14 protein-coding genes and 1 pseudogene are annotated in these 13,842 nt (G+C 26.9%); 7 read left to right on the forward strand and 8 right to left on the reverse strand.

Annotated features, from left to right (window positions below):
- Positions 1-19 precede the first annotated feature (19 nt).
- Positions 20-1,054, reverse strand: a complete 1,035-nt coding sequence (locus BFL38_RS13810) for a mechanosensitive ion channel family protein (RefSeq protein ID WP_069727581.1) — start codon at positions 1,052-1,054, stop codon at positions 20-22.
- Between the two features lie 160 nt (positions 1,055-1,214).
- On the opposite strand from BFL38_RS13810, the gene BFL38_RS13815 reads away from it, so the two are divergent.
- Positions 1,215-1,961, forward strand: coding sequence for a hypothetical protein (locus BFL38_RS13815; protein ID WP_069727582.1), 747 nt, complete (start codon positions 1,215-1,217; stop codon positions 1,959-1,961).
- Positions 1,962-2,035: 74 nt separating this feature from the next.
- Positions 2,036-2,383, forward strand: a complete 348-nt coding sequence (locus BFL38_RS13820) for a YqfO family protein (protein ID WP_069727583.1) — start codon at positions 2,036-2,038, stop codon at positions 2,381-2,383.
- A gap of 22 nt (positions 2,384-2,405) precedes the next feature.
- Here the strand turns inward: BFL38_RS13820 and BFL38_RS13825 are convergent, their stop codons facing one another.
- The 6 genes from BFL38_RS13825 to BFL38_RS13850 all read right to left on the reverse strand — a co-directional run bounded on the left by BFL38_RS13825 (position 2,406) and on the right by BFL38_RS13850 (position 6,393).
- Positions 2,406-3,185, reverse strand: coding sequence for a hypothetical protein (locus BFL38_RS13825; protein ID WP_069727584.1), 780 nt, complete (start codon positions 3,183-3,185; stop codon positions 2,406-2,408).
- 26 nt (positions 3,186-3,211) lie between these two features.
- Entirely contained in the window at positions 3,212-3,580 is a 369-nt protein-coding gene (fliE, locus tag BFL38_RS13830) for a flagellar hook-basal body complex protein FliE (protein WP_069727585.1), read from the reverse strand.
- A 25-nt stretch (positions 3,581-3,605) separates the two neighbouring features.
- Positions 3,606-4,067: a flagellar basal body rod protein FlgC gene (flgC, locus tag BFL38_RS13835; protein WP_008724603.1), complete on the reverse strand. Its 462-nt coding sequence runs from the start codon at positions 4,065-4,067 to the stop codon at positions 3,606-3,608.
- A gap of 35 nt (positions 4,068-4,102) precedes the next feature.
- A complete protein-coding gene (flgB, locus tag BFL38_RS13840; RefSeq protein ID WP_008728606.1) occupies positions 4,103-4,531 on the reverse strand; it encodes a flagellar basal body rod protein FlgB in 429 nt (142 codons plus the stop codon).
- 121 nt (positions 4,532-4,652) lie between these two features.
- Positions 4,653-5,729, reverse strand: a complete 1,077-nt coding sequence (locus BFL38_RS13845; protein WP_069727586.1) for a tetratricopeptide repeat protein — start codon at positions 5,727-5,729, stop codon at positions 4,653-4,655.
- A gap of 4 nt (positions 5,730-5,733) precedes the next feature.
- Positions 5,734-6,393: an HAD family hydrolase gene (locus tag BFL38_RS13850; RefSeq protein ID WP_069727587.1), complete on the reverse strand. Its 660-nt coding sequence runs from the start codon at positions 6,391-6,393 to the stop codon at positions 5,734-5,736.
- 192 nt (positions 6,394-6,585) lie between these two features.
- Between BFL38_RS13850 and def the strand changes: the two genes are divergently transcribed.
- The 4 genes from def (at position 6,586) to BFL38_RS13870 (ending at position 10,121) form a co-directional block, all read left to right on the forward strand.
- Positions 6,586-7,149, forward strand: coding sequence for a peptide deformylase (def, locus tag BFL38_RS13855; protein ID WP_069727588.1), 564 nt, complete (start codon positions 6,586-6,588; stop codon positions 7,147-7,149).
- 6 nt (positions 7,150-7,155) lie between these two features.
- Complete coding sequence (locus BFL38_RS13860; RefSeq protein ID WP_069727589.1) at positions 7,156-7,824, forward strand: HAD family hydrolase; 669 nt, start codon at positions 7,156-7,158, stop codon at positions 7,822-7,824.
- Positions 7,825-7,919: 95 nt separating this feature from the next.
- On the forward strand, positions 7,920-9,158 hold the full coding sequence (locus BFL38_RS13865; RefSeq protein ID WP_069727590.1) for a M23 family metallopeptidase: 1,239 nt from the start codon (positions 7,920-7,922) through the stop codon (positions 9,156-9,158).
- A gap of 135 nt (positions 9,159-9,293) precedes the next feature.
- Positions 9,294-10,121, forward strand: a complete 828-nt coding sequence (locus BFL38_RS13870) for a GGDEF domain-containing protein (RefSeq protein ID WP_069727591.1) — start codon at positions 9,294-9,296, stop codon at positions 10,119-10,121.
- A gap of 155 nt (positions 10,122-10,276) precedes the next feature.
- On the opposite strand, the gene BFL38_RS13875 is transcribed toward BFL38_RS13870, so the two are convergent.
- A complete protein-coding gene (locus BFL38_RS13875) occupies positions 10,277-11,872 on the reverse strand; it encodes a potassium/proton antiporter (RefSeq protein ID WP_069727592.1) in 1,596 nt (531 codons plus the stop codon).
- Positions 11,873-12,101: 229 nt separating this feature from the next.
- Here BFL38_RS13875 and BFL38_RS13880 point away from each other — a divergent pair.
- Positions 12,102-13,842, forward strand: a pseudogene (locus tag BFL38_RS13880) (ankyrin repeat domain-containing protein); the annotation flags it as partial.

The raw sequence follows: 13,842 nt of genomic DNA on the forward strand, positions 1-13,842 counted from the left end.
TCTCTATTTTTATAAAATATTATTCTTTGCTTATATACAAAGTTCTTGAAGGGAATGCAAATCCTACACCTAGCTTATTAAACTCATCTATTATTTTATAATTTATATCTTCAACTACTCTTACAAACTCATTGTACTCTGCTGTATTTACATAGTATATTACTTCAAAATTAAGAGAAGAATCTGCAAACTCTATAAATCTTGCACTTACAAATTCGGTATTATTAGTTTCTATAATTCTCTTTAAAAGATCCGGTATTACTTTTAATTTCTCTAAAGGAGTGGAATACTCAACTCCAAGCATCATATACTGTCTTCTTTTTTCTAATATTCTATAGTTTTGTATTCTTGAAGCAAGTAAATTAGTATTTGATATTAAAAGCTGCTCACCGCTGTTTCTTCTAATACGAGTAGATTTTATTCCAATATATTCAACTACACCTTTATCAGCATCTATTTGTATATAATCGCCTTTCAAAAATGGCTTATCAAATACTATAACAAAATAATTAAATAAATCAGCTATTATACTTTGTGCAGCAAAAGCAACTGCCACACCGCCTATACCAAGTCCGGCTATAAAAGTATTAACATTAACCCCTAAATTTGAAAGTATTGTCAAAAATCCAACAACCCATACTAAAGCCTTTAATATAGTAATAATACCATCAGATATTACAACACCTTTTTTATTAGACAAATAATTATTACTGAAATTACTGATTATATCGCATATAAACATTATTACAAATATTATTATAAGTACAATAAGTATTCTTATCCAATATGTACCAACCTCTTTACTAAGTATTAAACCCACCCTTCCAAAAGATAAAGATATCATAAATATAATAGGTCTTACTCTTTTTTTAATACTTGTAACAAGCTCTGATAAAAATGTGCTTTGAAATTTTGTATTAAGTTTTAACAATATCTTCATAAAAAATATTAATATAACATTCATTAGTATTAAACTAATAATAAATACAGATAAAGATACCAAGTACCTTAATAAACTATTATTCAAAATAATCGTTTCTTTCAAATACTGCATATATTCTCCTAAAAGTTAAATTATAGGGTAATTCTATTATAAAATAGCATTTTTTTAAATAAATAAATTATATTTATAATAAAATATTAATAATTTTTTGACATAAAATAAACAATATATTAAAATATTATAAATTATTTTAACAAATGTGAGGGTAAAAATGAAAAAGATTTTTGTTATTTTTGTCATCTCTGTTTTAGCTATCGCATGCGGCGGTCAAAAAACAGAAACAACTAATGATGCAGCTAATAATGCAGAAGCTGCAACATTAACTATTGATTTCCAAGCTATGGTTGGAGATACTAACAATGCTTCAATAAGCAGCAACGCTTATTTAAAAGTTACAGGTTCTTATGGGGATATAGATGGTAAAATAGATGCTGCTACAGGAGCTTCTGTTCCTACTAGAACACCAGATCTATTAAACAAATACAGATCTGCTGACAACAATGTATTAAATAATAGAATGGAAGTAAGTATGGGACAATTCTTATTATTTGGTACAGCTAATTCATCAAGATATATTGATGATGGTATGTCTGGTTCTGGCATAGCTCAAAGAACTGTTGATGGTACTACAGGTCCTAAAGTTACAGGTACAGGTATTACAAAAGGTGATGACGGAGTTATTACTATAAGATTTGTACATGCAGGCGGTAAAACAGTAGAACCTTATGTATTTGAAATGAAATCTGATGCTAATGGAGTATTCCAAATTGGTGCTGGTACTGAAAACTTCAAAAGAAGCGAAGCTGTTGTTACAAATGATTTTGATTTTAATACAGATTCTGCTCTTTTAATAGTTGATAAAGCTAAAGATGGAAATCCTTATTGGAAAGGTGATCTTCAAGCTACTTTTGAAAACAACATAATAAAAATTAATGGTACTTTAACAGAAATAAAATAATATATAATTTAATATGATTAAAAAAAGAGCATGGTATTTTTACTATGCTCTTTATTTTTAATAATGGAGTATTTATGAATATAAAAAAAGTAAAAATAGAAATATATATACCAGAAGAATATACTCAAAAACTCAGAGAAGCCTTAAATGATATAGGGGCATTAGGGGTTGGAAATTATGATAATGTAATGTCTGTAACAAAAATTACAGGTTATTGGCGTCCTTTAGAAAATGCTAATCCATTTGATGGAAAAGTTAATGAGATATCAGAAGCTCCTGAAGATAAGGTAGAGTTTTCAACAGATGCCAAAAATATAGAAAATATTATAAAGGTTATGAAAGAAGTTCACCCTTATGAAGAGCCTGTTATAAATATTATTCCGCTTTTAAATGATAGATTCGATTTAAATTTAAATTATTAATTTATATTTATTAAATTAATATTTATAATGAAAAAATATCTTTTATAATATAAACAAAATCATTCTTAGGAAATTTATTCAAGTTTATTACATACTCTATTGCATCAGCGAAATATAATTTATTATCACTAGGCAAATATGATACAGTGAATATTTGGGCATTACTGTTTAATAATTTTTCTTTAGTATATCCGTATTCTGACATTTCTATTAATCTGCTTGGTATATTATCACCATAAAAAATAAAAACAGCATGATTATATAATTTAGCTTTTACTATTTTTTCTTTATCATTATCATCTTTTCTGAAAAGTTTTTGATTATCATCAACATATAAATCAAATATTTCATTTATCTCATTTTTTATATTATTAAGTACGGCCTCTCCGTCTTTATCAATATCAACTAAAAAGAAATAGTATGCATGTATTATAATAGATTTTTTATTTTTTATAACATCAGCGTTTATGAAAACCCTTGAAGAGTTAATAGAATACATACTATAACCGAAATATTTTAATCTGTCTATTATATTCTCTTTGCCTACTTTTTTGTTTACATTATGTTCCAATACAGAATTATTTTTTATGAATAATAATTTCCTTTTATTAATATTTGAGGCATCAATATAAAGGAATACCAAAGTTATTATTTCAAGTATTATTAGAATTACAGTTATATATATTTGATTATTATTATAAATTGAAAAGAAAATTAAGTTGGCAAACGCTATGGCTATTACACCATAAACGCTTGCCCTTAATAACTCTTTTTTGAAGGAGAACAGCTTATTATTGTTCATTATTACTAATTTATTTGATGAATTTATTATCTATAAGTAGTTACTTCTTGATAAGCTCTAACCGCTCTGTCAATTACCGCCTTTGTAAAGCTAAGAGATAATTCAACTTCAGCAATAGCGTTCATCACATCGGATACATCAACCTGATCCGGTCTTATACCAGCCTGAACTATTATATTATCTCTGTCAACCTGCTTCTGATTAACAGCATCAATAGCATCGCTTAACATTGTACCAAAATTACTTATTAAATCATTGCTTGAACTTCTTCTTAACTGCTGAGCAGGTCCGTAATGTCTAGGATCTGTAGTTTTAAGTACAAATCCGTAATTATCGCCGACATTTCCTGTTTTTGTACTAGCACTATAAGAATTCATCACATTATTAATATTCATAAAATATCCTTATAATCATAAAAAATTAATATCTAATTATATTCAAAGCACTTCCAAACATAGTTTTAGCAGATTGAATCATAGTAGAATTAGCCTCATAAGCTCTTGAAGCCTCCATCATATCAACCATTTCTGTAACAGGATTAACATTAGGCATTTCTACATAACCTGCTTTTTCACCGTATTTAATAGCATCAGGGTGAGAAGGATCATATACAAATCTAGTTGCAGTTTCCATATCCTTTTCTATGCTGAATACCCTTACGCCTGTACCAACATTAGGCTGCAAAGCCTCCGGTAAAAATGGACTTCTGTATTTGTTGCCGTCATCTCTAGGCTTGAATATTACTCTGCTTCTTCTAAAAGCTCCGCCTTCTGTTGTGCGTGTTGTATTAACATTTGCTATATTATCTGCTATAACATCAAGTCTAGTTCTTTGAGCTGTTAAACCGCTTCCTGATGTATTTATAATTGAAAATATTCCCATTTCTGTTACTCCTTCAAGAATTTAAGCAGTACAAATCAAGCATTGCCTATCATTCTTCTTATTTCTCTATACTGAGCATTTACTATTTGTGTAAACATTTGATATCTTAAAGTATTTTTAGCTTCTTCTGCCATTTCTTTATCTATATCAACATTATTTTTATCATTTCTATAGCTAGTATCATAATCTACTGTAATAGTAGGTGCAACCTGTTTATAATCCATAGGCATATTAAAAGGAAAATGTCTAGAATCTGTTCTTTTAGCTTCCATACCATTATAATTTTCACTATCTAAAGCTCTTGCAAGCTGATATTCAAAAGTTACATCGCTTCTTTTGAAATTTGGAGTAGATACATTTGCTATATTATCTGCTATAACCTCAGCTCTAAGTCCGTAAACATTTAAAAGCTTTTTTGCTACTGTCATAGTTTTAGCATAAGTTGTATCAGCAAACATATTCATAGTTATAACCTCTAAATTATAAAATTATACTTATAAATATTGTCGGTTTAATGAAAAACTGCTTTAATATTTTTTTAGGATTATATTATGTAAATTATGATAAAATTTTATATGCACTACTTTACTTGAGATATAAGCTATTCATAACTTCTTTAGCAAATGATATTAAATGACTGCTTACTGTAACAGTTGATGATATTGTAAGTATTATAGACTCTTCTCCCTTACCAACTACCGATATAGCATTAAAGAAATCATTATTATTTATCTTTGAAATGAATATATACTCTGCAAATAAATCATTATATTCTTCTCTTTGCTTTATGGATATAGGAGTAATTATAGAGTAAAGCTCCCCTCTCCTAATTCTAAATCCGTCAAAAAGCTCTTTTATAGCAGCTTCATCATATTTTTTATCACTATAGCTGATTATTATTGATATTCTATTATCAGGACTTTCTATTTTTAATACTGCTCCGTCTATAGAGGCATTAAAATTCTCAGGAACAAGCAAATTAAATCTATCAGGATTAGCCTGTATTGCCGTTAATTTTCCTATTTCAAACTTTGAATTATTTATTAAATATTTTATATTATTTATTCTGTTTATAATATTTTGGTCATTTTTATTTATAGTTAATGCCCTGTCCAAAATATTCAAAGCATCATCATATTTATATAATGCCCTATAAGCTACAGACATATTAATCATAGATAAAACATCTTCATTATCTATTGATATGGCTTTTTTATATTTTTCTATAGCATCATTATGTTTTCCTTCCATAGAAAGCAAAATTCCATACTGTCCGTAAACACTTGAATCAGCATTTCCTAAAGATATCAATTTTTCTATAACATTCTTTGCTTCTTCATATTCATAAGTGCTTATAAGAGCCTCTATCTTATTTTCAAGCAAATCCTTATCATCTTTGATAAAATTAAGAGCATTATTAATAAGTTCTATTACAGACTTGAAATCATTTTCTTCATAGTATATATCAATTAAAACTAAATATCCGTATTTGTATTTATTATCTTTTTTTATCAATTCTAAAGCTAGCTTTTTAGCATAAGAAATATTATTTATATCTATCAAATTATTTATCTTTTCTATTACAATATCATTACTTTCTTTTATAATCTCTTTAATTTCATCATCAGCATTAATATTATTTATACTTTCGCTAGCTAGCATAATTTTATCTCCAATTAACTATAGTAAAGCCTTTATCTTTATTTTTTAAAGCATACTCTTTTAATCTCTTATCAGGATTAACGCATACTTTAGTGTCGGCAAAATTAAAAAGAGGTAAATCACTTATAGAATCACTATATGCTATATTTTTATTGCTATGATGCGGAAAAAAATGCTCGGTAAATAATCTGTATCTTTTAGCAGCACCATAACAATTCTTACCGTACATATATCCTGTATATTTTCCTCTGAAAGTCCATAATTCAGTTCCCATACATCTGTCAAAGCCTAAATTTGATGCTATATACTTAGCATAAATTTCAAAACTTGCTGTAACCATAATTAATGTATAACCCTGTTTTTTTAATTTATTTATCTCTTCTAAAGCATCTTTATAGTATAATTTTGGTACAATCTTATCAGCAAACTCTTTGCCTATCTTATCCCCAAATTCTATATCTATATTTTTGAATATATGTGCTATTCTATATTTCATGCTTTCATTATTTATTATCTTTAAACAAAATAATAAAAAATAAGGCATCAAAGCTATATAATGTATTATACTTGAAGGATTCTTTTTCAAATAGAATATCATAAATGGAAATATAGAATCTTTATTTAATATAGTTTTATCCAAATCAAAATAAGCAACTCTCATCATAAAGTTTATTCTACTACAAAAAAATCATTTGTCAAAGGAATTTTATAATTTTAAACTGCAATTAATAAAAAAATTATGTAAACTAAAAAATCACTTGACTATAAATAAAAAATTTAATATTATATATTAGATTTAATATTAATTAATAATAATTGTAAATAACTTTATAAATAGATAATTTTAGGAGATAATATGCTAAGAAAATTAGTAATATACGGAGATGAAAGACTGCAGAAAGTATCAGAAAAGATAGAAAAAATAGATGATGAAATACTCACTTTAATAGATGATATGTTTGAGACTATGTATAAAGAGAAAGGTGTAGGACTTGCTGCGGTTCAGATAGGAATATTAAAAAGACTTATAGTTATATCTGTGCCTGATTTAGATGATGAAACAAAGCCTGATTTTAAGTTGGCTTTAATAAATCCGGAAATAATATGGCATGGAGAAGAAAAAGAAATTTTAGAGGAAGGATGTCTTTCATTTCCTGAAATAAGAGATGATGTTGCTAGGTACACTCAAATTAAAGTTAAATATTTGGATAAAGAAGGAAATGAACAGATACTAGATGCTGAAAATTACATAGCTAAAGTGCTTCAGCATGAAATAGATCATACTAATGGAATATCATTTATAGACAGATTAGAATCATATCAAAAAAGAAGATTGAAAAGAGAATTAAAAGAACTTAGAAATAATACTGTTAGAGAAATAAAAAAAATACAAAATAGAGAAATATTAAAAAATAGCTGATTAATTATGATAAAAAATATAATATTCGATTTAGACGGAACTTTAGCAGATTCTATATCAGACATATATAATTGTGTTAATGCATCTTTGAAACATTTTAACTTAAAAACAATATCAATTGAAGATACTCATAAGTTTGTTGGAAATGGGGCAAAACTTCTTATCAAAAGAGCTGTTAATAAATACAATCATGATGAGAAAATCGAAGAAGAAGTATATAAATACTATATAAAATACTATGAAGAACATTGTGTAGACAGCACTAAAGCATATAATGGAGTTTATGAAACTTTAGAATTATTATATAATCATAATATTAATATGTTTGTTATAAGCAATAAACCTAATAAAATGGCAATAAAAACCGTAGAGAAATTAAATATACTAAAATATTTCAAAGCAGTTATAGGAGATGGTATTTATGCATATAGGAAACCTGATCCAAATATATGGTACAGTTTGAAAAAAGAGTATAACCTAATAGAAGATGAAACAGTCATGATTGGAGATGGAATACCAGATTATGAATTTGCATGCAATTCAAGTATAAAATGTTTGCTAGTATTATACGGAATAACAGATAAAAACATTTTGTTAGAATTAAAAAACAATTATTATTTAAATTCGTTCAATGAGATTGCCGATTATATAATTAATAAAAAAATTTTAATTTAAAAAAATTATATACTTGACAATACTATAAAATATTTGTATATTAGAATGGATTATTTATTAGTAATTAAAGTAAGTATTAATTTAACAGTAAAAATATGAACAATAACAAATTTAAGTACACTAAAATTCGAAAAAATAATAATATTTTTTCTAAAATAGAAGATATTTTATTTAAAATCAAATCTCAATTTACTAAATCAAATAGTATTCAAAGAATAAGAACAACTTATGTACATTCTACAAGATATACAGGTAAAAAAAATAATATTTTCTTATCAATAATCAAAAAATTTTCACTAGCTGCAGCATCGCTATCATTATTTATAATTTTATCTAACTTTTTAATAATGAATATACGCCATACTTCCAATGCGGCAATTCTTCCTAAAGATAAAATGCCTACTAGTGCTGCGTATTCTAAAGTATTAGATGAAATATCTCCTGAAGAAGTGAGCTATAATACCTCAAGTATATCTGAAGTTCCTACTGTAACATCAGCAGCAACTTTAGAAAATGCTACAGATATATTTTATAACTATATAACCTCCGATAACACCTTAGTTGGAGACGGAACTATAGGAATGAAATATGATGAGTATATAATAGAAGAGGGAGATAATCTTACAGTAATATCAAAAAAAATAGGCGTTAATTTGGATACATTAGTAAGTGTCAATAAGATGAGCAATGCCAATAGATTAAGACCAGGACAAAAAATTGTTATACCTAATCGTAATGGGTTATTATATACAGTAAAAAAAGATGAATCTCTAGAAGATATTGCTGAAAGATATGATGTATCATTAAATAGAGTTCTTTCCTTTAATAAAATAAGTGATCCTAATGATATTGAAGAGGGAGAAGATATATTTTTACCAGGAGCTAAATATACATTAGATGAAAGAATTGATAAATTTGGTCAAATGTTTAGTCTCCCTACAACTATAACTAGAATAAGCAGCGTATTTGGATATAGAGTTCACCCTATAACAGGAGTTAGAACCAAACATATGGGTGTTGATATACCTGGAAGGCTTAATACTCCTGTATATGCCGCAAGAAAAGGAAAGGTAATATTTGCAGGATACAGCGGCGGTTATGGTAACTTGGTAATAGTTCGTCATGATAAAGGATATACAACATATTACGGACACCTTAACTCTATAACTACAAGAGCAGGTGCTACTGTAGGTGTTGGTGTCATGATAGGAAGAATGGGAAGTACAGGAAGATCTACAGGAAGCCATTTGCATTTTGAAGTTAGAAGAAATGGTGTGGCACTTAATCCTGCTGACTTTATACCTATAAAGAAATTCCTAAGAGGAAGAAGATAAAAACTATTAATATTAAAATCAATTAGAGGGATTCTTTTTAAGAGTCCCTCTATTTTTTTAATATTTATACAATTTAATATATTTTTATTATATTACTATTTACAATTATATTTATTTTTGTATAATATTTTTATTATGAATGATATTATTAAAGTAATAAACATATTAAATGAAATACCAGAACCATTTTCTGTAGATGGGATAATAAAAACTTTTGAAGCTAGTTCTAAAGATTTTATAAAAAGTTTTGCAATATATTTTCATAAAGATAATACGGCAGAATCAAGATTATGGTATGTATCAGAAAATAAATTGGTTATAAATGAAAAAGAAAACAATAGAGAATATATCTTATCTGCAAGAGGAAATAGATTCGGTTCTATAATAATAAATACTAATAAAAACAAAAATGAAATATTAATACTTATTAATTACCTTTCAATAATACTATATAGTGAAAAATTATCATTTTTAGCAAACAGAGATAAACTTACAGGTCTATACAATAGAGGATATATTATTAAATATCTTCAAGAAAAAGAAACTTCAGATGAAATATATTCTATAGTAATAATAGATTTAGACAAATTCAAGCATTATAATGATACTTATGGTCATAATATAGGAGACCATGTATTAAAATTAGCCTCAAAAGTGATGAAGGATTCTTTAAAAAGCATAGAAAATAAATCTGTACTTGCAAGATATGGCGGAGAAGAATTTATCGTCGTATTTGATATACAGAATAAAAATGAACTTTTTAATGCTATGGAAAAAATAAGAAAATTCATTACAGAAACTGATTTTTCTACAGAGGAATATTCTCTTAAAGCAACAGCTTCTTTAGGCGGAGCAATAAAAGAAAAAAACGCATCATTAAGAACATTTATAAATAAAGCAGATCAATCGCTTTATAATGCTAAAGAAACCGGAAGAAATAAGTCTGTGATATTAGATTTATAAATGATACTAAGAAGCAATAATTTCAAAGTTAATAAAAAGTCACTTTTATTTAGCTTTAATAAAATAAAGCTAAATAAAAGTGGGAGATTATTTATGAAAAATACTATATATTATAACCATTCATACATAGTATGGTAAAAAATAAAATGAAAAATTTATATATCTTTAATTAAAACAACATCCTTATCTTTAATAACAGTATTTCCTCTAGGTATAACATTTCCACCTTCTCTTTTTATCATAACTACCAAATTATTTTTAGGAAGATTTAAATCCTTTAATTCCTTATTTTTCCAAGGATGCTTACTGTTAATATTTACTTCTCTTAAACTCATATCATAATATTTTGTTCTTTTAGCATTAAGTATAACAATATCCCCTTTTTCAATAACTGTATTTCCATGAGGAATAATAGTATCCCCTCCCCTTTCTATTGTTACTATGATTGAATCTTCTGGAAGCTCTATTTCCATTATAGGTCTTCCAATCCAATGGTGATTATTTGGTATTTTTACTTGTATAAGCTCCATATCTGAATCATCTACATAGTCGTTAAAAGTTTTAAGTACATTTTCTCCTGAATCCACAAGATCCAGCTTTTTGGCTATGAAAGGAAGAAGTGTACCTTGAAGCAATACCGATAAAATAGCAAGTACAAATACTACATGAAATATATCATAGCTTATAGAATTATTATTAACTATTACAAATATTGCAAATACAATAGAAGCTGCCCCTCTAAGTCCAGCCCACATAACAAGAATCTGTTTTTTTAATGAAACTTTAAATGGCGTTAATATGGAAAATACTGCTATAGGTCTTGCCACAAATGTTACAAATAATGCTACATATATAGCTGTAGGAGCCACATTGAATATTCTTGAAGGAAATGATAAAAGTCCTAACAAGAAAAATAGTACCATCTGCATAAGTCCTGTAACTCCGTCAAAGAAATGAACCAAAGTAACTTTATTCTTAATCTTGGTATTTCCTAATACTATTCCAACTATATAAACTGTTAAATATCCGTTTCCGCCTATAGTAGAAGAAAGAGAATATGAAAGAAGTGCCACTGCTAATGTGAATATGGTATCTAATCCGTTTACAGGAAATTTAAATTTCCTAAGCATATTATAAGCTAAAAACGATACTAATGCGGCAACTATTAAAGCAAAAACTATCTGAGCAAAAACCATATATAAAATAGAAAGAGGACTAGCTAAAGTTCTTCCTATAAGTCCAAGAAATATAACTGTAAGCATATAAGACATAGGGTCATTACTTCCGCTTTCAAGCTCAAGCAATGAAGCAAGTCCATCTTTAAGGTTCAAATTTCTAGAACGAAGTATTGAAAATACAGATGCCGCATCCGTTGAACCTATAACAGAACCTATTAAAAAACTTTCAAAAAAATTGAATTTAAGAACATAATAACATAAGGCACCTGTTATCATAGATGTTATAAATGTACCTATAAAAGATAAAAGAAATGCCTTATTTGCAACGGGTTTTGCCGCCTTCCAATTAGTACCAAATCCGCCGTAAAACATTATAAATATCAATGTTATAGTACATAATTGTTCAGCAACTCTATAATCGTCGAACTGTATTTTTAAAAGCCCGTCAGTACCAAATATCATACCTAAAACTAGAAAAAGCAAAAGAGACGGCACTCCAACCTTAGTTGAAATTTTACTCACTATTATGCAAAGAATAATAATTATAGAAGAAAGCAGTATTGATATATTCATAAAAATCCCATTGTATAAATAATATTTTAATAAAATATAGATTATAATAAATTGATAACCTAACAGTTATTTCAAAAAACATATTGATATTAAAAACAAATATTCTAATATCTTTAATTATATAAAAAAATACAATATTTGTCAAAAATATTTAATTATAATAAATAATTGAAATTTTTATTATTTTAATTTATTATAAAAAATAATAATACATACAGAGGGTAAAAATATGAAAAATTTTATTTCCATTATTTCTATTTTTGTTTTAATGATCTCTATAATTTCGTGCGGCGGCAGCAAAGAAACAGCAGAAAATACTCAAACTAATCAAACAGAAACTAATAAAGTATATGTTAATCCAACAACTACAAATGAAAATAATAATACAGATATTGATATTAACATTGATACAACTAAATATACCAATGAATATATTCAAGGTACAGAATTAGACCCTATGCCTACAGGATATAAAAAAATAGATGAAATACTTAATGAACATAAATATAAAGCACCAATATACGAAATATCAAAACTAATAGCAGAGGAAGGACTAGAAGGAAAAATTACTGAAATGACAAATTTTGGTGATAAATATATATTTAAAGATTCTACTCCTTTGTTTTTGGCGGTACAATTCGGATACAATGATTTAGCAAAAGAGCTTATAAAAGAAGGGGCTGATGTTAATGCCAGAGTAGATGATATGGAAACAGAGGGCGGTATGGATATGCTTTACTATGCTGTTAGAAATAATAATCCTGAAATGACTAAAATCTTAATTGATAAAGGACTTGATAAAAATAGAGATTATGGTTATGAATATTCTACTTATTTGACAGATATTGCTATTGGCAACAACAATCTTGATATACTTAAACTTCTTGTAAAAAGAGGAGATTCAAAAGAAACTTTAATTCCAGAAGCAGTACGAGAAAATAACATAGAAATGGTTAAATATTTATTATCTATAGGACAAGATATAGATGCTCAGATATTTTATGACGGATTTTGGGTTGATTCTCCTTTGAAAGTAGCTGCTGAAAACGGATATATAGAAATGGCTAAATTTTTAATTGATGAAGGAGCTAATTTAAACTCAGCTGATGATTATATGCTTTATGCATATAATAATTATGATATAACTAAATTATTAGTAGATAATGATGTTTTTAACCTTAATACTAATACAACTAGAGAAGAAGCTATAGAATTAGTAAAAAATGGCAAATATTATGAAATAGAAAAATTATTATCAAGTGAAGATTCAAATAATATAGACGGATATGATGAATTAATGAACAAAACAGCTTTAACGATTGCTAATGAGGAAAATTTGATATTTCAAAATTACTTATACAACAAGGTGCCAATATAAACACACAAGATGAAGACGGTCGTACAGCATTAATGACAGCTGCTCTAAGCGGAGACTATGAAATGGTTAAATTTTTATTAGAAAATGGTGCTGATATAAATACTAAAGACAATGATGGAAACACTGTATTATATTATAATATTTACTATGATCATTATGGAGAAGAAGAAAGACTAGAAAATGCTAAAAAAATATTTAATTTATTAATAAAATACGGTGCTGATGTAAATACTAAAGACAATTATGGAGGATCACTTCTTAATACAGCTTATAGTTTTGCCGGATTGCCACCAAATAGAGAAATGTTTAAACTATTAGTAGAAAATGGTTTTGACTTAGAATCAAGAATAGAGGGTGGGGAAGATTATCCTGCTGGTTATGATTATACTCCTTTAATGATAGCAGCTGCAATAAATGACTATGATATGGTTAAATTTTTAGTTGAAAAAGGTGCTGATGTAAATGCCAAAACACATTTTGAATATAGCTCAGTAGAAACTCCTCTATTACTCTCATTAGATAATGAAAATTCATCTGTTGCAGAATATTTAATAAATAATGGTGCAGATATAAATGTAACAAATGAGGATGG

The sequence above is a fragment of the Brachyspira hampsonii genome (genome assembly GCF_001746205.1).
Classification (GTDB): domain Bacteria; phylum Spirochaetota; class Brachyspiria; order Brachyspirales; family Brachyspiraceae; genus Brachyspira; species Brachyspira hampsonii_B.

Bases quoted from the DNA above. Each gene is read 5' to 3' on its own strand.
- BFL38_RS13810 (WP_069727581.1), bottom strand. From the start codon at position 1,054: ATGCAGTATTTGAAAGAAACGATTATTTTGAATAATAGTTTATTAAGG.
- BFL38_RS13815 (WP_069727582.1), top strand. From the start codon at position 1,215: ATGAAAAAGATTTTTGTTATTTTTGTCATCTCTGTTTTAGCTATCGCA.
- BFL38_RS13820 (WP_069727583.1), top strand. From the start codon at position 2,036: ATGAATATAAAAAAAGTAAAAATAGAAATATATATACCAGAAGAATAT.
- BFL38_RS13825 (WP_069727584.1), bottom strand. From the start codon at position 3,185: ATGAACAATAATAAGCTGTTCTCCTTCAAAAAAGAGTTATTAAGGGCA.
- fliE (WP_069727585.1), bottom strand. From the start codon at position 3,580: ATGAATATTAATAATGTGATGAATTCTTATAGTGCTAGTACAAAAACA.
- flgC (WP_008724603.1), bottom strand. From the start codon at position 4,067: ATGGGAATATTTTCAATTATAAATACATCAGGAAGCGGTTTAACAGCT.
- flgB (WP_008728606.1), bottom strand. From the start codon at position 4,531: ATGAATATGTTTGCTGATACAACTTATGCTAAAACTATGACAGTAGCA.
- BFL38_RS13845 (WP_069727586.1), bottom strand. From the start codon at position 5,729: ATGCTAGCTAGCGAAAGTATAAATAATATTAATGCTGATGATGAAATT.
- BFL38_RS13850 (WP_069727587.1), bottom strand. From the start codon at position 6,393: ATGATGAGAGTTGCTTATTTTGATTTGGATAAAACTATATTAAATAAA.
- def (WP_069727588.1), top strand. From the start codon at position 6,586: ATGCTAAGAAAATTAGTAATATACGGAGATGAAAGACTGCAGAAAGTA.
- BFL38_RS13860 (WP_069727589.1), top strand. From the start codon at position 7,156: ATGATAAAAAATATAATATTCGATTTAGACGGAACTTTAGCAGATTCT.
- BFL38_RS13865 (WP_069727590.1), top strand. From the start codon at position 7,920: ATGAACAATAACAAATTTAAGTACACTAAAATTCGAAAAAATAATAAT.
- BFL38_RS13870 (WP_069727591.1), top strand. From the start codon at position 9,294: ATGAATGATATTATTAAAGTAATAAACATATTAAATGAAATACCAGAA.
- BFL38_RS13875 (WP_069727592.1), bottom strand. From the start codon at position 11,872: ATGAATATATCAATACTGCTTTCTTCTATAATTATTATTCTTTGCATA.